A 17,761-nucleotide genomic window follows, 5' to 3' on the forward strand; every position below is an offset into this window, starting at 1 on the left:
CATGGCAAAAATAATCGTACACGGCGGTAAACGCATACGTGGAGAAGTCACAATTGGTGGCGCTAAAAATTCAACAGTAGCATTAATCCCGGCGGCCATTTTAGCTGATACACCGGTGAAATTTGATACGGTACCACAAATTCTAGATGTTAAAAACCTGCAATTGATTTTGCAAGCAATGAATGTGACGTCTAAGTTTGAAAATGGGGTGTTGGATATTGATCCAACACGCATTGAAGAAAGTGATTTGCCCAGTGGCGCTATTAAGTCATTACGCGCTTCATATTATTTTATGGGTGCATTACTTGGCCGGTTTGGCCGTGCAACAGTGACTTTCCCTGGTGGTGATAATTTAGGCAGACGCCCTATTGATCAGCATATTAAGGGGTTTGAAGCGCTAGGTGCCGTGGTGACTGAAAGCAATGATATTATTCATATTGATGCAACGGATCATGGTCTAATTGGTGCGCGTATCGCTTTAGATACTGTATCTGTCGGTGCTACTATTAATATCGTTTTGGCTGCGGTTCGTGCAAAAGGCCAAACAGTTATTGAAAATGCTGCACGAGAACCTGAAATCATTGATATTGCAACATTTTTGAACAACATGGGCGCTAACATTCGTGGTGCGGGAACAGATACTATTCGTATTGCTGGCGTACCGACTTTGAAGGCACGCAATACGCACACTGTTATTCCTGATCGGATTGAAGCTGGAACATACATGAGTATGGCAGCAGCATATGGGGATGGCGTGACAATAAAAAATGTTATTCCAGAACACTTAGAATCATATACATCAAAACTAATTGAAATGGGTGTTAACCTTGATATTGGTGAAGATGCAGTTCATGTATACAAATCAGATGCATTAAAACCGGTCGCCATCAAAACGATGCCGTACCCTGGTTTTGCTACTGACTTGCAACAACCTATCACTCCTTTACTGCTAATAGCTCAGGGTGAAAGTACTATTATTGATACCATTTATCCAAAACGAGTGAAGCATATTGCTGAATTACGTCGTATGGGTGGTGATATTGCTTCAGCTAAGCCGGGCGAAATTAAAATTAATCAGTCACCGCGCTTGGTTGGTACGGATGTTGAGGCTGCAGAAATTCGCGCAGGAGCAGCATTAGTCATTGCAGCAATTATGGCTGATGGTGAGACGATCATTAACAATGCCGATCATATTTTACGTGGATATGATCGTATTCAAGAGAAGTTAACAAGTTTAGGTGCCGACATTAATATTGAAGGCATCGACCTTATCAATCTAATGCCATAATGTATTGCGTTACGAATTAATATTTGGTATACTAGTTTAGTTAATAACTGACTCTGGGTCACGAGACTCAGGGCGCTAAGGAGAAATGAACAATGCAAGCAGAAATCCACCCAGATTATCGTCAAGTTGTTTTCATTGATGCTTCAACAGGAAAGAAGTTCTTGTCAGCTTCAACTGTAACATCAAATGACACAACTGATTTTGAAGGTAAAGAATATCCAGCAATTCGTATGGATATTACATCTGATTCACACCCATTCTACACAGGTAAGCAAAAGTTTACGCAAGCCGATGGTGCGGTCGACAAGTTCAACAAGAAGTTTGCTGGATTTGGTTTCAAGAACAACGAAGACAAGTAATTGTTCTTTTAGAAGCGTTCACTTTAGTGAATGCTTTTTATGTATGAGGTGAAAATTATCGCACGCACAGTTTTACCAGTAAAATTAAATCAAGAGTTGATCGTTGTCGTCGATGATATTCGGATTGATGGTATGGGCATTGTTTATGTCACAGCAAAGTATCCGTTGTATGTTGCTGATGCATTACCAGGAGAAAAGGTGCATTTACTGGTAACTCAAGTAGACAAATTTTCTGGCTATGCTAAAGTTCTTGATTGGTTGGAAAGTTCAGATAAACGTCAAAATAGTGACCGGCAGTATTTGATTGATGCCGGTACAGCACCATTAGTGAACTTGAAATATGAGGCACAACTTGAACTAAAACAAGCCCAAGTGAAGAGACTGTTTGAAGAACAGCATATTGGTGTGTCAGTTGACCGAACGATTGGGATGGACAATCCAACATACTATCGTAATAAGACTATTGTGCCAGTGAAATGGCAGAATGATCATTTGACTAGCGGGTTTTACAAGAGGGGGACTCATGATTTAGTACCCATGGATGATTATTTTGTTAACGATGCAGAAATTGATCAGGCAATTATTGTGGTTCGAAATATTTTGGAGAAGTATGATGTCACAGCATTTGATCCTGATTTGGAACGTGGTGCGATTCGTTATATAATGATACGTCGTGGCTATTATTCTCATGAATTAATGGTCGTATTGGTTTCAAACGAAGAAGTCATTTCGCACGAAACAGAAATTACTGCTGATATCCGAAACCAGCTGACAGAATTAAAAAGCTTGATTTTGAACTATAGTCCCAAAAAAGACTACGTTTTGTTAAGTCCAAATAATCGAATACTATGGGGCGAGAAAGCAATTTATGATACTTTGCTTGGGTATGAGTTCATTATTGGTCCTAATTCGTTTTATCAAGTTAATCCGCAAACCACCGAAGTTCTATATGATTTAGCTGCCCAAAAAGCGGATTTGAAGCCGACAGACACTGTTATTGATGCTTACTCAGGTATTGGGACTATTGGAATTAGCGTTGCTAGTCGGGTTAAAAAAGTACTTGGTGTTGAAGTTGTTCCTGGTGCAGTTGCTGATGCACAATTGAATTTACAGGTCAACAATATTTCTAATGCCGAATATATTTTGGCTGATGCACCTGTGCAATTTAAAAAGTGGCAAGAACAAGGTTTGAAGCCAGATGTTGTTTTCGTTGATCCACCGAGACGTGGCTTAACGACTTCTCTCATTAACGCCACAACTGATATGTCACCAGAAAAAATAGTATATATTAGCTGCAATCCAGTAACTTTGAGTCGTGATGCCGTTGAGATTATTGAAAATGGGTATCATATTGATGGTTCGGTCTTACCAGTGGATCAATTTCCACAGACTTCTCACGTCGAAAGTATTACAGTGTTCCGAAAGGATTAAAATGAATTACTCAGTAAAAAAGATAGGTCAGATATTAAATGCGACAACACAAATAGATTCCAAAATAGTTACTGGTGTGTCTTTTGATTCTCGTAAAGTTAAATCTGGAGATTTATTTGTTGCTCTGGTTGCTGAAAACGATGGGCATGATTATGTGCAACAGGCGTTGACAAAAGGGGCCACAGCCGTTTTAGTGGACGACAGGCACCAAATAGATTCAAAAATTCCAGCTATTATTGTATCAGACACATTGTTAGCTTTTCAGCAATTGGGAGAATATCGTCGTCACCAAATTAATCCTAAAGTTGTTGCTATTACTGGTTCAAATGGTAAAACAACAACAAAAGATATGACTTCGGCAATAATGGGTTCTCAATACAAAACCTTTAAAACACCTGAAAACTTTAACAATGAAATTGGTGTTCCTTTGACGTTGCTTACCATGCCAGATGATACAGAAGTGTTAGTGGTAGAATTAGGTATGGATCGACCTGGTCAATTGACGACATTATCTGAGTTAGTGAGTCCAGACATTGCCATCATTACTATGATTGGAGAGGCGCATATTGAGTTTTTCAAAACACGTGAAAATATCGCTAAGGCAAAACTCGAAATTACTAAAGGTCTCAAATCACAAGGAACATTATTGATTCCTTACGATGAACCTCTTCTGACAAATGCACAAGTTAAACAAAATGTGCAAACCTTTGGACAAAATATTAAAGATATTAATTCGTCATCCTCCAAGACAATTTTTACTTATCAAAATACTCGATTTGCTATTCCACTGTTGGGTCGGTATAATATAATGAATGCGCTCGCAGCGATTTCAGCGGGTATCTTATTACATATTGAATTAAAAAACGCTGCAGAAGCGCTTCAGCATTTTGATTTGACAAAAAATCGCACAGAACAGCTCACCACATCTCACGGCGTGAACTTAATTAGCGATGTTTATAACTCAAATCCAACGGCTGTTGCTGCTGTCTTGGCAACATTAAAAATTATACCGGCCACACACAAGTATGTTGTGTTGGGTGATATGTTAGAATTAGGCGAACAGGCTGCAAGCTTGCACGCTTGTCTGGCAGAAACGGTGATAAATGCGAATGTTGATGGCGTTTACTTGGTTGGGCCATTGATGAATAAATATCTATATCCAATCTTGCAACGACGCTTTGATTCAGCGCACTTGCACCAATATGAAACAGATCAGTTAGCCGAATTAATCAAAGATTTACAGACGTTAGGTGAAAACGGGGACGTGATTTTGTTAAAAGCAAGTCATGGGATTCATCTTGAGAACGTTGTTAACGCATTGGTAAAATAGTTTTATGTGTTGAGGGGCACAAAATGAAACGCAGTCAGAAGCAACAATTTAAGATCAGAAAATGGTCTGTGTTCTTAATATTAGTTTGTACCATGGGATTAGTGTTATGGCCGAATCAGTTGAATAACGGTCAATATACGATTAATCCAATCGTTGATGATAAGTATAGTGCTAACAGTATGTCAGCACTAAAAAGCAATATCTCGCCACAAAATAAATTTGCTGAGACATTGGATAAAAAACTTCAGTCGGAAAACTATATAGGTACAGCGCTGATTGTGCACCATAATGAAATTATTTTGCAAAAAGGCTATGGTGAGGCAGATGAAAAAATGCATCGTGATAACGATGCCTCAACACTTTTTCAGCTTGCCTCAATTGAAAAATCCATGACTGCTGTATTAATAATGCAGCAAATAGAATCTGGTAAACTGTCATTTGATACCAAGCTGAGTGATTATTATCCGAATGTGGTGAATGCTAATCGTATTACGATTAGCGATTTAATCACCATGACTAGTGGTTTAAGTCAACGTATTCAACCGACGACATTTGAGTCCGAAGAAGATAACATTGATTTTTCTGCTGTTCATGCTGTTAAAATTGGTGAACCTGGTACTGGAATCGGTTGGTCTTACCAGCCGGTCAATTATCGTTTGTTAGCAGGTATTTTGATGAAGCTCACTAATAAAACGTTTGCCGTATTGTTGAACCAAGTATTCAATAATACTTATCATTTAAATGTGAGAAATTACCAAGATTTCATCAATTCCAAACATCGTTCTATTGGGTATGATAATAGTTACGATAAAGCTTATAGTGAAAATCAAGTGGCATACAACCGTGAAACTGGCACCGGAAATGTTGCCATGACAACTGGAGAATTGTATCACTTTTATCGATTAATGATTGATAAAGTTATCATTAAACATCCCAGTCAGTTATGGCAAACACGAACCGGTGAGACTTATGCTGCTGGAATGTATCACGAGGGGAAATACCTTAATGCTCACGGCATTTTGCCAGGATTTGAACCCACGGTTGTTATAAGAAATAATGGACAAGATGCGGTAATATTGCTTAGTAATCAATATTATAAGAATCACAGTTTTCAACCATTAGCCAGAGAATTATTTACAAAAATGACTGCCATTCCAACAAAGTAATGGCAAACGCGCACAAAGCGCAAGGAGAAAAAATTTTGAAATTTAGTGAATTAGGTTTGTCACAAGACATTTTGGATGCTATTACAACGCATGGATATGTTGAAGCTACACCAATCCAAGAAAAGACAATTCCATTAACATTAGCAGGACGTGATGTAATTGGACAAGCACAAACAGGAACTGGTAAAACAGCAGCATTTGGTTTGCCAATCTTGGAGCACATTGATTTAAATAATAAAAACATTCAAGCATTGATTGTATCACCAACGCGTGAATTAGCAATTCAAACAGCTGAAGAATTAAAAAAGTTGGGACGCGACAAGCGAGTTGATGTACAGGTTGTCTTTGGTGGTGCTGATATTCGCCGTCAGATCCAAAATTTGAAGTCACATCCACAAATCCTAGTTGGTACACCTGGTCGTTTACTTGATCACATTAACCGTAAGACTGTAAAAATTGATAATGTTCGTACATTAGTATTGGATGAAGCTGATGAAATGTTAAATATGGGCTTCTTAGACGATATTGAGGCAATTATTTCAAAGACACCAGCAGAGCGTCAAACACTGTTGTTCTCAGCAACAATGCCACCAGCAATTAAGCGTATTGGTGTCAAGTTCATGACGAACCCTGAACATATTCAAATCGAAGCAAAAGAATTAACAACTGATTTGGTTGATCAATACTTTGTTCGTATGCGCGAAAACGAAAAGTTTGATACTATGACGCGTATCTTTGATGTGCAGGCACCAAAATTGGCGATCGTCTTCGGTCGTACAAAGCGTCGCGTTGAAGAATTATCACGAGGATTAGAAGCACGTGGTTACCACGCTGCTGGTTTGCATGGTGATTTAACACAACAAATGCGTTCACGTGTGTTGGCTCAATTTAAGTCACATGAAATTAATATTTTAGTTGCAACAGACGTTGCTGCACGTGGTTTGGATGTGAAGGACGTATCTCACGTTTATAACTTTGATATTCCGCAAGATCCAGAATCTTATGTTCACCGTATTGGACGTACTGGTCGTGCTGGAGCTAAGGGTGTATCTGTCACTTTCGTTGCACCAAACGAAATGGATTACTTACGTGCTGTTGAAGATTTGACTAAGAAGCGCATGACGCCTCTTGAACCAGCATCTCTAAAGGACGCTCGTATTGGAAAGATTAACAATGCTGCTGGTGAAGTTGCTAAGTTAATTGATACAACTGAGGTTTCAGAAATTCAATCTCAGGTAGATGCGTTGACAGCAAAGTATAGTGCTGAACAATTAGCTGCTGCTGTATTATCTAGCGTTGCTGATTTAGAAAAGCAAAATACACCAGTTGAAATTACTCGTGAACGTCCATTACCACGTCGTAAGGGTGGTAATGGTGGCTCAGGCGGTGGTTCACGTAATGGCGGCGGACGTCGTAATGGTGGTGGCGGTGGTTACCGTGGCAATCGCGAACGTCGTGGTAATGGTGACACCCGCGGTAATGATCGCCGTCGAGGCAGTGGCGCTGCTTCTAGCGAACGCCGTTTTGGAGATTACAAGCGTCGTGACGGTCGCTCAACTGAAAGTCGTCGCAACAGTAGTGGCGGATCACGTCGCGAATTTACTGTACGTGAAAAAGATTAATAAATTAAAATGCTGTTTGAGACATCTTTGTATGATGTCTTATGAACAAGTGGAGCTCAGCTATTATTGAGTTGTTATCCACACATTTTGTAACACGATGAAACCGTCCAAACATTTTGGACGGTTTTTAGTTGGAGAAAGTAAATGAAAACAGTTGAAGATGCCATATCTTATATTCATAACCGGCCAAAAGGTGGTCAAAAAGAGTCATTATACCGCATGACCACATTGTTAGCAGCCTTGGGAAATCCACAAAATGATTTACCATATGCCATACATGTCACTGGTACGAATGGTAAGGGCTCAGTATCAACGATGGCTAGTAACATTTTACGTGTGGCAGGTTATGATACTGGTTTGTTTGTTTCACCTTTCATCACTAATTTTCGGGAACGAATACAAATCAATAATGAGATGATTTCGAAAGATGATTTACTGCACGCTACTAACAAAGTCGCACAAGTGTTAGTAAACGTTGATGCAGAATTATATCCGGATATTCCTGTAGAATTTGAAGTTTTGACAGCGATTATGTTCACCTATTTTTCTTCAAAAAAATTAGACGCATTAGTGATAGAAGTGGGTATTGGTGGTTTACTTGACTCTACTAATGTGATGCCAAATACAAAGGTAGCTGTTATCACTAGCGTAGGATTAGATCATCAGAAAATGTTGGGTAATACAATTACTGAAATTGCATCACAGAAGGCCGGTATTATTCATGATGATGTTGCTGTTGTTACCGGTGATTTACCAGATGAAGCACGCTTGGTCATTGAAAAGAAAACCCCACATGTCATAAAAGGTCTGCGCCATGAATTTCAATCCGGATTGCCAGGAGAATATCAGATAGAAAACACAGCGACTGCTGTTGCAGCAGTACGTGCTTTTGCTCAGAATATTTCTGATGATACAATTCAAAAAGGGCTAGAAGAGAGCCAATTTTCGGGACGGTTTGAATTAATTGCACCAAACATTATGGTGGATGGTGCTCATAATGCTCAAGGACTTCGTGCTTTATACAAGTCGTTGTCAGTGGCATATCCAAAGGAAAAAATCACCTTGATTATTGGTAGTTTGATGGATAAAAATGTTACTGCTGAATTCAATGAAATATTGCGAGATGACAGATTTAATATTGTTCTTGTGCCATTTACTGGACCTAATGGCCGTCCTAGTTTATCCATTGAGCAGACATTAAAACAGTATCAGGTATCTGCGATGCCACATTGGCAAGAAGCGGTTGAAAAATCAACCGCGGATTTAACGGTATTGACTGGATCATTATATTTTATAAGTGAGGTAAGAGAGCAATATGATAGATGATAAGTTATCCCCACGTTTGGTGCTAAGTGTCTTAGCGATTGGATTGCTGGGATTTACTGATATTATGTTAGAAACTGCCTTGAACGTCAGCTTTCCAATGTTGATGACAGAATTTAAGGTAACCTCTAGCACAGTACAATGGTTGACCTCAGGTGTCATCTTGTTGACAAGTATGGTAGTTATTTTGTCGCCATGGTTAAAGAAAAACTTCACCAATCGGAGCCAGTTTATTGTTGCCACGGTTATATCGATTGTAGGTGTTCTGATTGATGCTGTGAGTAATACCTTTGTGATTACATTGTTCGGCCGGTTGCTACAAGGGATTGGTGGTGGCGTTGGCTTACCATTAATGTATAATGTTATTTTCGAACAAGTTCCTGAGAAAAAGCGTGGCACGATGGTCGGACTTGGCTCATTAATTATTTCTTTTGCTCCAGCAATTGGTCCAGCTTTTGGTGGTTATCTAACTCAAAATTACGGTTGGCATATGGTCTTTTGGGTTGTGCTGCCCGTTCAAATTGGTTCTCTCATACTTGGGTGGGCCACAATCAAGCAAGTTTCAACAATTAAAAAAGAAAAATTAGATATTATTGGCTGGCTGTTGTTAAGTCTGTTTTTTGTCTCTGGTATTTTTGTCATCGAAAGAATCAGCACACATGGATTAGTAAATCTTTTAAGTTTATTGATGACTTTGGCGATGTTTGTGGGTATTATTGGATATATTCTTTATGCAAAAAGAGTTGACAATCCATTGTTAAGCCCAGAAATATTTAAGTTTAAGGTTTTTCGTTTTGGTATAGCAGCGGCATTTGTAGCTCAAATAGTTAATCTAACGTTTAACTATGCAATACCCATGGTTCTACAAATTGTTTTACTCAAAAATCCACAAGTTGCCGGTTTGACTTTACTTCCAGGTGCTTTAAGTTATGCTATGATGGCTATAATTTCTGGTCGCCTATATGATCGATATAGTGCACGGCTACCAATTACAATTGGTGTGACATTGATGTTTGTTGGGACGTTACTAATTGCATTTATCCCAATTAATCTCATTAGTTTAACAGGTGGATTCATGGTTATTCAGATAGGGGCGGGTTTCTGGTTTGGTAACAACATGACCTATTCGGTAAGCAGTGTACCAGTTGAATTTCAAAGCTCAGGAAATTCTATTTTTTCTGCAACAACGAACTATTCCGCTGCAGTTGGTATTGCACTTGCTGCTGGCATTATTGCTACATTTCAAAAGCAAGCAATTAACGTACGTGAGTTGGCTTCATCAACACACATTGGTGCATTGTGGACATTTAGAGTGGACATAGTACTGATTGTTCTAGCCGCCATTCTTTCATTAAGTGCTTTAGGTTCTATAAGAAAATAGAGAGAATGACGTATCATATTGTAGAGGTAAACAATATGGTCAAAGAAAAAGTAGAGAAATTTTACAATGTTTTGGGGTATAAGGAAAAGAAAGATATTCGTATTTTTCAACGTTACTTTCCAAATAACTATAATTTAAATGAATTGACAAATGATATAGTGGAAGATTTTTTGTCTCATAATCCGATTGCTAATGAAGCTTTGCTGTTAGGAATTGAAATTGGCAAACATGTTGCGCACCAGCGACGGCCACAGTTACTAAATGCCAAATATTCAGCAGAAATAGGCCGGTTTGCGCAACAACAAATTGGTAATCTAATGCAGGAACAATTAAGTGTAGCTTTGCTTGATACGCAGTTGAATGTTATCGGTTGGGAAGTAGTCTTTGTGGGTACTTTAAGTCAAGTACAAGCTTCACCACGAGAGATATTTCAACGCGTACTAAAAGCCAACGCATTTGGATTCATGATTGCACATAACCATCCTAGTGGTAATATTATGCCTTCCAATGCAGATATTACTTTCAGTCAGCGTTTGGCAACAATTGGTCATCAAATGGATTTACGTTTATTTGACTCGTTTATTGTGACGCAAAATGAGTATTGGAGTATGTCAGAAAATCAACAATTAAAAAAAGTTATCTGATTTTTCAGATAACTTTTTTTATTTAGACAGCTACGGGCGCTTTAATGGCCGGTTCACTATCGTAATCTAATATTTTGATGTCATCCATCGTATAATCAAACAATGATTTAACTTCCGGATTTAGCCATAGTTTTGGTAATTTGTGCATAGGCCGTGACAATTGTTCTGTTATTTGATCAACATGATTATTGTAGATATGCGTGTCACCAATGGTATGAATAAATTCACCAACTTCGTAGCCAGTTTGAGCTGCCACCATGTGTAGCAACAGTGAATAGCTGGCAATATTGAATGGAACACCAAGGAAAAAGTCACCGGAGCGTTGATACATTTGCAAACTGAGTTTACCGTCCGCAACATAAAACTGACTAAGTACGTGACAAGAAGGTAAGGGAGCTTGCGGTGTGGTCTCAGCATTCCAAGCTGTTAAAATGAGGCGACGTGAATTCGGTGTTTCCTTAATTTGATCAATAAGTCTGGCGACCTGATCAACGGTTTCATCACCGGCGGTCAGACTATTTGTTTCCCAGCTGCGCCACAATTTTCCATAAACATTTCCAATATAACCAAATTCTTCCTTGAATTCGTCATCATTGAGAATGTTGTTAACGAAAATGTCTTTTTGTTCTTTGTATATTTTGGCAAAATTTTCATCAGTTTGTGAACGAAGACCAAAATTAGTCATATCGGGACCGGTATATTTATCAGATTCAATCCACTTTTTAAACGCCCATTCATCCCAGATATGATTATTGTGTTCAAGTAAGAATCGGATATTATTATCTCCTCTTAAGAACCATAAAAGTTCACTTTTAATCAAACCAAAGAAAACCTTTTTGGTAGTTAAAAGGGGGAATCCTTCAGCCAGGTTAAATCGCATTTGTGTACCGAACAATGAACGTGTTCCAGTACCAGTGCGGTCTCCTTTATGTGATCCTTCATCAAGAATCTTTTGTGCGAGGTCGAGATATTGTTGTTCATTTTGAGACATATGTCAAAATACGTAATGTGCGCGACTGAATCATTGGCATGCAATGCCTCCAGGCGATTCCTTATCAAACACATTTCCTTTCAAAATTAATCTTTACTTAAAATACTAACGAAAACCCCGTTAAATAGCAAATGATTTAACGGGGTTTTCGATGTGATATCTCTTTCTATTGGATTAAAAAACGCTAAGGTATATCGTATTCATACAATGAATTGGTTCATATCAATTTGCTGTGCTGTAAGTGCAGAAAGTGGAACTTGTTTTAATTCAATTCCTTTTTGTGCTAATAGTTCTTCGGCAAAGGTATTATTTCGATAATCTCTCATAAAATAAATTTTATTGATGCCGGCTTGTAAAAGTAATTTAGTACATTGGACGCAAGGTACGTCTGTTACATAAACTTCCGATCCATCAATTGTTATACCCATTTTTGCTGCTTGCATCAAGGCGTTTTGCTCTGCATGAACTGCTCGAATACAGTGACCGTCAACCATCAAGTCACCAACTTCTGTACAGTGAGGCGTGCCAGATACAGAGCCATTGTACCCACTGGCAATAATGCGATGATCACGAACAATAATGGCACCAACGTGTAATCGCGTGCAGGTAGATCGTGTGGATAAAATTGCTGCTTGTGCAATGAAATATTGATGCCAACTAATGCGTTGATCTGCCATGAATAACTTCCTTTATCAAATAAATCTGTTAGAATGATAATAACACATTTTTATTTGAAGGAGTAAAAAATATGACAGAGATTTTAGATGGTAAGGCGGTTGCAAAAACCATCAATGAACAAACAAAAGCACGTGTGGCTAAACAAAAAAGACCTGTCACTTTAGCAGTTATTTATGATCCTTCAAATGATGGGAGCCAATTATATGTTGGCATGAAGTCACGTCAAGCAGCTAAACTCGGAATTGTAACGCGAGATATACCAATCTCAACTGATGCAACAACAGAAAGTGTTATTCAATTAGTAGAAGAGCTAAATGACGATGAAAGTATTACAGGAATCCTTGTTCAGAGTCCGTTAGCCAAAGGAATTAAAGAACGACAAATTTTTTCTGCTGTGGCACCACATAAAGATGCTGATGGTCTAGGAGCAACAGTTCAAGGAATGCTATTCGGTGATTCTTTGGAAAATTATACTGTTGCGGCAACGCCTCAAGGTGTGATGACACTTTTGGCGCAATATAATATTTCTTTAAAAGGAAAAAATGCTGTGGTCGTTGGCCGCTCACAATTATTTGGCAGGCCAATGTTTGCTTTGCTCACTAATGCAGACGCTACGGTAACCTTAGCACACCGCTATACTGAACCAACGACCTTAAAGGCACTTTTAAAAAATGCAGATATTGTTGTTGTTGGTGTTGGTATTCCAAACTTTATTCAAGGTGAAGACCTGAAAAAGGGCGCTACAGTAATCGATGTTGGTATGAACGTTGTTGATGGGAAAGCCACGGGGGATGTAAACTTTTCCTCAGCCCAAGGGATTGCCGGTTATATAACCCCTGTCCCAGGTGGTGTTGGGCCAATGACTATCGCAACGCTGTTAGAAAATACAGTAACACTAGCAGAACAATATCAATAAAACGATAAATAAAAAAGCATCTGGCATATTTGTCAGATGCTTTTTTGTGCGAAAAGATATCTAAACTCGTATGATACTGTGAGCTCAAAAAAGAGAAAGGAGTTAATGATGGAAATTGATCAATTACTTGATAACGCTGTTGCTGAGGAAGCTAGTGATATTTACATATTGCCCAACGATGATAGGTTTACGATAAAGTTTCATGCTGGTGGTTCAATAGTAACTCAAGAATATCTGGACAATAAAGCTGCTGAAAAAATGATTTCAGCTATTAAATACCGTGCTAAGATGAATATTTCTGAGCGACGAAGGCCACAACTCGGGCGTTTTCAAAAACAGGATATTTGGATACGTGTTTCAACTGTGGGAGATTTTTTGAACCGAGAGACAGTAGTTTTGCGTGTAATTTATCCAGAGCACAATACACAAAATTGGTTGGCTGAAAAGCAGTTTGATGATATGAAATTAAAGTTACCTGATTCAGGATTGTTTTTAATCTCAGGACCAACCGGATCAGGTAAAACAACAACACTTTATCATTTATTAAAAAGCATTGCGGAAAATAAATTAGTATTAACCATTGAAGACCCCGTAGAAATTAATGCCCCAGAGTTTGTGCAGTTGCAGGTTAACGAGACAGCGGGCATTGACTATACAGAATTAATTAAAGTAGCTTTACGCCACCGACCTGAAATTTTACTAATCGGAGAAATTCGTGATGTTAAAACAGCTCAAGCTGTGATACAAGCAGCTTTGAGTGGACATTTAGTATTTAGTACTATTCACGCAATGTCAACAAAAGACGTCGCTTTACGGTTGTTGGAACTAGGTGTTGATAAAAGTCAGCTCGAAGCAGCATTAACAAAAATTGTTTATCAAAGGTTAGTGCCCACGATAGACAATAAACAAGCAGCTGTTGCTGATGTTGTAGCAGGAATGCCTTTAAAAGGTTCACCAAAATTTACTAATAGATGGCGAGAAACGCTTGCGGATGCCTTAAAGGAAGGGAAGATAACAAATGAAACCTATCAAAAATTTAGCGCGCTTTAATAAGCGGGACCAGGTATTATTTTTTCAAGAGCTGGGTGAGCTACTATCATCAGGATATAGTATCGCACAGAGCATTGATATCTTAGCTAGTGCACATCAAAAATGGCAATCAATCCTTAGCCAGGTTCAGAAAGGTCTATCAACAGGGCAAACATTCTATCAAGCCCTCGAGGCATTTATTAGTCCAAATATTTTATTACAATTGCGGTTATCAGACCAACATGGGGATATTTCCAATACACTGGTTCGAATTGGGCAGACCCTTGCCAAATTTCAGCAACAACAAAGCAAGTTATCACAGGTCATGCGTTATCCAATTATTTTACTGGGTATCCTTGGTTTGTTGTTGATTGGACTAAAATGTTTTTTATACCCAATGATCAATCAATGGCGAGAAACTAATCAAGAGGCGATCAATTATCCATATGCATTTATTTTCTGCACCGGTCTCTTAACTTTAACCTTCTTAACACTGTGGTTATGGTATTGGCATCATTTATCATCAATTCAACAATTAAATATACTGGCTAAAGTACCATTTGTGGGGACGATAGTGCGCAGTATTGTTACCTATCAAGTTAGCCAACAATTATCAATGTTAATGTTTAGTGGACTAACGTTACCAGAAATTATTGATGAAGTTGCACAACAAAATAATAAATCATACGCAGTTGCACTTGCACATGATATTCAAAAGCATCTCAAATTGGGAGGCAATATCGAGAGGTATATATTATCACAGTCATTTGTTAATGATTCATTGGCTGGATATTTTATTCGTGGTCATAAACCTAAGATACTTGCTCGATATCTCGATTATTATGCAAAAACACAATTTAAATTACTTATGCAACAAACAGACCGTTTTATTGGCACGCTGCAACCATTATTTTTTGGTATTATCGGCGTTGCAATTGTTGGTCTGTATATGAGCATGCTATTACCAATGTATCAAACAATTGGAGGACTATATCAATGAATATTTTTAAAAAATCGAAAAAAGCATTTACACTAATTGAAGCAGCAATTGTACTCTTTATTATTAGTTTGTTAATGTTACTTATTTTGCCAAATTTAAATGCACAGCGTAAACATGCGGTAGAAAACCATGCGACAGCGATGGTATCAACTGTTCAAACACAAATTGATTTGTATCAAAATGATCACCCCAATCAGGATAATGTGACACTCGCTGCACTAAAGTCAGAAAATTATTTAACTGAGAAACAGTTTCAAAAAGCACAAGATCTTAAAATAACAATTGTTCATAATGAAGCACGTAAATAGTGGGTTCACATTAATCGAGTCAGCTGTAACATTAACGATTGTGAGTTTGCTGCTTTTTGTTGGAGCACAAACATCGGCGCGTCCCAAAATAGACACGCAACAATGGTTAGCAACATTTCAAACCTACTGGCAAAACGCAAGACTAACGGCACAACATGAACAAAAAACAGTTGAGGTTATTTTTGATAAGAAGGAGGTGAGATTTAATAATCAAGTACTAGTTTATCCATCAGGTATAAAAAAAGATTCGCAACAAAGAATAAATGTCTTAACAACAGGCTATGTTGCACCAACCACAGTGACACTCACAGGAGAACAGACGATAAAACTAATATTTAGTCTTGGAGGAGGAGAATATCGTGTTGAAACAAATAATTCAAAATAAGCAGTCCGCATTTGTTTTGGCAGAATCAATGTTAGCTTTAATACTAGTATCAGTATGCATGTCATTTGAGTATGAACAAGTTCACCAATTTCATATTCACAAAAGTAACTTGGAAAGGAAATTAAAAGTTGCAGAACGAGAACGAATTGATGCAATAAATCAGTGGGGAGGGTGTAATGAAAAATGATGGGTTTACATTGCTAGAAGCCTTGATATCATTGCTTATAGCCGCGTTAGTTTTGACTTCTTTACAATTTGTTGTTCCGTTTTTAAAGCAAATTTCTGATGCTCCAAAGGCAACAGTCCTGCAAACGATCACGCATCAACTTGAAACTCAAAAATATACCATAACCTCAGCAACATTGACATCAGCTAGACTTAAAAGCTACGAGGGTAAAGATATGTATCTTGAAGTCAAAAATAATAAATTACAAATAAGTGGCAGTGGTGCGGGTCAGATAATTTTAATGCAGAACGTAACAAATCTAGCGGTGGATGATCGCAATAATTATTTGAATTTAACAATTACAACTAACAAAGGTAAATTTTCAAGTATATTGCATTTAAAGAAGACGGTACAAAATGAATAAAAAAAATGCCTATGTTTTAGTACCAACCATTTTTGTTCTGGGAGCATTAAGCGCGTTATTTATTTTGCAGAATATGGCTTTTAATCAACAGTTGCGGGCACAAACACATTTGATCGAAATAGCAAAAATTGACAAGATACAAATGATTGTCAGTACGCAAGTATACAAAAATAATGAGACCAAATTCAATTTTGATGAGGCTAAAGTCACCGTTATTAATAAGCAAATAAAAATTGACTTAGGAAAGCGTATATATCAGCGTGAATTGCTTGTGAAATAACCTTGAAAATTGGTCCTAAAACCGCTAAAATAAACCTATGACACAAGAAAAAATAGCACAATATTTTGATGCTTTAACTAGCGCTTCACAATCTTTGGTTAAAGACACGAACATCAGTTATATCGATGCACTAATTGAGATACTTGAAGATATTAATTCGCAGACTGTCCATCGTGAGTTTGATAAGCCAAGTAACGATGTGGTGCAAATAATACAGTCAACAATTGATATGGACTGGTCTTTATTATCACCAGCTGAAAAACGCAAAGCACTACAATTGGCTGTTTTGAAAGCTAATCGTGAAGATCAAACTCCTGCTAATTACCAGATTACCCCCGATGGAATTGGCTATTTGCTGGCTGATTTTATTAACCAGACAGCTGGGTTACGAGATAATGATACTATTATCGACATGAATGTTGGTTCAGGTAATCTTTTATGGACAATAAATGAGATGCTAGATGTGACAGTTAAACGCATAGGGATTGATAATGATGAAACACAACTAGCGCTCGCGTCCGCCACAGATGAAATAATCAATAGCGATGAAACAACTCTATACAAGGAGGACACCATCAGCATAGAAGAGCCCCCTAAAGCCAAAGTTGTTATAGCTGATTTGCCAGTCGGGTATTATCCACTCCAGCCAAGTGACAAATTTATAACTCGTAATCAAAATGGGCGTTCCTTCGTTCATCACCTACTTATTGAAAAGTCATTGGATTTTGTTGCAGATGATGGATGGATATATCTACTTGTACCCGCAAATGTTTTGAACGGCGATGAAGCAAAAAAAGTATTACAATTTGTTACGTCACGGGCACAGCTAAAAGCATTTCTACAATTACCAAACGAATTTTTCCAAGAGGTGCGTGCAGCAAAAGCTATTTTAGTGCTTAAAAAACAAGGGACTAAAAATAATGAAGTGCTCATGGGCCAATATCCTTCGCTCAAGGATCTAAAATCATTGCAAAATTTTTTGCAAGAAATCAAAGCGTGGGTTAAACTAGAGAATGAACAAAATTGATGTATTCGTGGCA

The 17,761-nt window shown here is 38.0% G+C and carries 19 protein-coding genes; 17 read left to right on the forward strand and 2 right to left on the reverse strand.

Annotated elements, in window-relative coordinates:
• The first annotated feature begins 1 nt into the window (after position 1).
• The 9 genes from RHP56_RS02220 to RHP56_RS02260 all read left to right on the forward strand — a co-directional run bounded on the left by RHP56_RS02220 (position 2) and on the right by RHP56_RS02260 (position 10,544).
• The gene (locus tag RHP56_RS02220; RefSeq protein WP_011679296.1) at positions 2–1,288 is read left to right on the forward strand and encodes a UDP-N-acetylglucosamine 1-carboxyvinyltransferase; all 1,287 of its coding nucleotides are present in this window, start codon (positions 2–4) and stop codon (positions 1,286–1,288) included.
• A gap of 92 nt (positions 1,289–1,380) precedes the next feature.
• Entirely contained in the window at positions 1,381–1,647 is a 267-nt protein-coding gene (locus RHP56_RS02225) for a type B 50S ribosomal protein L31 (protein WP_004164650.1), read from the forward strand.
• A gap of 39 nt (positions 1,648–1,686) precedes the next feature.
• Positions 1,687–3,078 carry a 23S rRNA (uracil(1939)-C(5))-methyltransferase RlmD gene (gene rlmD / locus RHP56_RS02230; RefSeq protein WP_102753349.1) on the forward strand — a complete coding sequence of 464 codons (1,392 nt, stop codon included), beginning with the start codon at positions 1,687–1,689 and terminating at the stop codon, positions 3,076–3,078.
• Between the two features lies 1 nt (position 3,079).
• A complete protein-coding gene (locus tag RHP56_RS02235; RefSeq protein ID WP_102753348.1) occupies positions 3,080–4,408 on the forward strand; it encodes a UDP-N-acetylmuramoyl-tripeptide--D-alanyl-D-alanine ligase in 1,329 nt (442 codons plus the stop codon).
• Between the two features lie 23 nt (positions 4,409–4,431).
• Complete coding sequence (locus tag RHP56_RS02240) at positions 4,432–5,574, forward strand: serine hydrolase domain-containing protein (RefSeq protein ID WP_011679299.1); 1,143 nt, start codon at positions 4,432–4,434, stop codon at positions 5,572–5,574.
• A gap of 35 nt (positions 5,575–5,609) precedes the next feature.
• Complete coding sequence (gene cshA, locus RHP56_RS02245; RefSeq protein WP_102753356.1) at positions 5,610–7,196, forward strand: degradosome RNA helicase CshA; 1,587 nt, start codon at positions 5,610–5,612, stop codon at positions 7,194–7,196.
• Between the two features lie 144 nt (positions 7,197–7,340).
• On the forward strand, positions 7,341–8,522 hold the full coding sequence (locus RHP56_RS02250) for a bifunctional folylpolyglutamate synthase/dihydrofolate synthase (RefSeq protein ID WP_102753347.1): 1,182 nt from the start codon (positions 7,341–7,343) through the stop codon (positions 8,520–8,522).
• A complete protein-coding gene (locus tag RHP56_RS02255; protein WP_011679302.1) occupies positions 8,512–9,900 on the forward strand; it encodes an MFS transporter in 1,389 nt (462 codons plus the stop codon). Before RHP56_RS02250 ends, RHP56_RS02255 begins: the two co-directional genes overlap by 11 nt.
• 35 nt (positions 9,901–9,935) lie before the next feature.
• Complete coding sequence (locus tag RHP56_RS02260; RefSeq protein ID WP_036089967.1) at positions 9,936–10,544, forward strand: JAB domain-containing protein; 609 nt, start codon at positions 9,936–9,938, stop codon at positions 10,542–10,544.
• A 22-nt stretch (positions 10,545–10,566) separates the two neighbouring features.
• Here RHP56_RS02260 and RHP56_RS02265 read toward each other — a convergent pair whose 3' ends face one another.
• Together RHP56_RS02265 and RHP56_RS02270 are read right to left on the reverse strand one after the other, a co-directional pair.
• Complete coding sequence (locus RHP56_RS02265; protein WP_011679304.1) at positions 10,567–11,535, reverse strand: thymidylate synthase; 969 nt, start codon at positions 11,533–11,535, stop codon at positions 10,567–10,569.
• Positions 11,536–11,735: 200 nt separating this feature from the next.
• On the reverse strand, positions 11,736–12,212 hold the full coding sequence (locus RHP56_RS02270) for a deoxycytidylate deaminase (protein ID WP_014324339.1): 477 nt from the start codon (positions 12,210–12,212) through the stop codon (positions 11,736–11,738).
• 71 nt (positions 12,213–12,283) lie between these two features.
• Between RHP56_RS02270 and RHP56_RS02275 the strand changes: the two genes are divergently transcribed.
• The 8 genes from RHP56_RS02275 to RHP56_RS02310 all read left to right on the forward strand — a co-directional run bounded on the left by RHP56_RS02275 (position 12,284) and on the right by RHP56_RS02310 (position 17,748).
• Entirely contained in the window at positions 12,284–13,129 is an 846-nt protein-coding gene (locus tag RHP56_RS02275) for a bifunctional 5,10-methylenetetrahydrofolate dehydrogenase/5,10-methenyltetrahydrofolate cyclohydrolase (RefSeq protein WP_102753346.1), read from the forward strand.
• A 108-nt stretch (positions 13,130–13,237) separates the two neighbouring features.
• On the forward strand, positions 13,238–14,179 hold the full coding sequence (gene comGA, locus RHP56_RS02280; RefSeq protein ID WP_010289199.1) for a competence type IV pilus ATPase ComGA: 942 nt from the start codon (positions 13,238–13,240) through the stop codon (positions 14,177–14,179).
• Entirely contained in the window at positions 14,148–15,158 is a 1,011-nt protein-coding gene (locus RHP56_RS02285) for a type II secretion system F family protein (RefSeq protein ID WP_014324340.1), read from the forward strand. The genes comGA and RHP56_RS02285 overlap by 32 nt, the downstream gene beginning before the upstream one ends.
• Positions 15,155–15,466, forward strand: coding sequence for a competence type IV pilus major pilin ComGC (gene comGC / locus RHP56_RS02290; protein WP_011679307.1), 312 nt, complete (start codon positions 15,155–15,157; stop codon positions 15,464–15,466). Before RHP56_RS02285 ends, comGC begins: the two co-directional genes overlap by 4 nt.
• On the forward strand, positions 15,450–15,851 hold the full coding sequence (locus RHP56_RS02295; protein ID WP_011679308.1) for a type II secretion system protein: 402 nt from the start codon (positions 15,450–15,452) through the stop codon (positions 15,849–15,851). The genes comGC and RHP56_RS02295 overlap by 17 nt, the downstream gene beginning before the upstream one ends.
• Positions 15,852–16,027: 176 nt before the next feature.
• The gene (locus RHP56_RS02300) at positions 16,028–16,441 is read left to right on the forward strand and encodes a prepilin-type N-terminal cleavage/methylation domain-containing protein (protein WP_010290465.1); all 414 of its coding nucleotides are present in this window, start codon (positions 16,028–16,030) and stop codon (positions 16,439–16,441) included.
• A complete protein-coding gene (locus RHP56_RS02305) occupies positions 16,434–16,721 on the forward strand; it encodes a hypothetical protein (protein WP_014324343.1) in 288 nt (95 codons plus the stop codon). The genes RHP56_RS02300 and RHP56_RS02305 overlap by 8 nt, the downstream gene beginning before the upstream one ends.
• 37 nt (positions 16,722–16,758) lie before the next feature.
• Positions 16,759–17,748 (forward strand): class I SAM-dependent methyltransferase, encoded by a 990-nt coding sequence (locus RHP56_RS02310; protein ID WP_102753344.1) that lies wholly within the window; start codon positions 16,759–16,761, stop codon positions 17,746–17,748.
• Positions 17,749–17,761 lie beyond the last annotated feature (13 nt).

It is taken from the genome of Leuconostoc sp. C5 (assembly GCF_056530425.1).

Coding starts and splice junctions, on each gene's coding strand:
- RHP56_RS02220 (WP_011679296.1), top strand. CDS start 2: ATGGCAAAAATAATCGTACACGGCGGTAAACGCATACGTGGAGAAGTC.
- RHP56_RS02225 (WP_004164650.1), top strand. CDS start 1,381: ATGCAAGCAGAAATCCACCCAGATTATCGTCAAGTTGTTTTCATTGAT.
- rlmD (WP_102753349.1), top strand. CDS start 1,687: ATGTATGAGGTGAAAATTATCGCACGCACAGTTTTACCAGTAAAATTA.
- RHP56_RS02235 (WP_102753348.1), top strand. CDS start 3,080: ATGAATTACTCAGTAAAAAAGATAGGTCAGATATTAAATGCGACAACA.
- RHP56_RS02240 (WP_011679299.1), top strand. CDS start 4,432: ATGAAACGCAGTCAGAAGCAACAATTTAAGATCAGAAAATGGTCTGTG.
- RHP56_RS02250 (WP_102753347.1), top strand. CDS start 7,341: ATGAAAACAGTTGAAGATGCCATATCTTATATTCATAACCGGCCAAAA.
- RHP56_RS02255 (WP_011679302.1), top strand. CDS start 8,512: ATGATAGATGATAAGTTATCCCCACGTTTGGTGCTAAGTGTCTTAGCG.
- RHP56_RS02260 (WP_036089967.1), top strand. CDS start 9,936: ATGGTCAAAGAAAAAGTAGAGAAATTTTACAATGTTTTGGGGTATAAG.
- RHP56_RS02265 (WP_011679304.1), bottom strand. CDS start 11,535: ATGTCTCAAAATGAACAACAATATCTCGACCTCGCACAAAAGATTCTT.
- RHP56_RS02270 (WP_014324339.1), bottom strand. CDS start 12,212: ATGGCAGATCAACGCATTAGTTGGCATCAATATTTCATTGCACAAGCA.
- RHP56_RS02275 (WP_102753346.1), top strand. CDS start 12,284: ATGACAGAGATTTTAGATGGTAAGGCGGTTGCAAAAACCATCAATGAA.
- comGA (WP_010289199.1), top strand. CDS start 13,238: ATGGAAATTGATCAATTACTTGATAACGCTGTTGCTGAGGAAGCTAGT.
- RHP56_RS02285 (WP_014324340.1), top strand. CDS start 14,148: ATGAAACCTATCAAAAATTTAGCGCGCTTTAATAAGCGGGACCAGGTA.
- comGC (WP_011679307.1), top strand. CDS start 15,155: ATGAATATTTTTAAAAAATCGAAAAAAGCATTTACACTAATTGAAGCA.
- RHP56_RS02295 (WP_011679308.1), top strand. CDS start 15,450: ATGAAGCACGTAAATAGTGGGTTCACATTAATCGAGTCAGCTGTAACA.
- RHP56_RS02300 (WP_010290465.1), top strand. CDS start 16,028: ATGAAAAATGATGGGTTTACATTGCTAGAAGCCTTGATATCATTGCTT.
- RHP56_RS02305 (WP_014324343.1), top strand. CDS start 16,434: ATGAATAAAAAAAATGCCTATGTTTTAGTACCAACCATTTTTGTTCTG.
- RHP56_RS02310 (WP_102753344.1), top strand. CDS start 16,759: ATGACACAAGAAAAAATAGCACAATATTTTGATGCTTTAACTAGCGCT.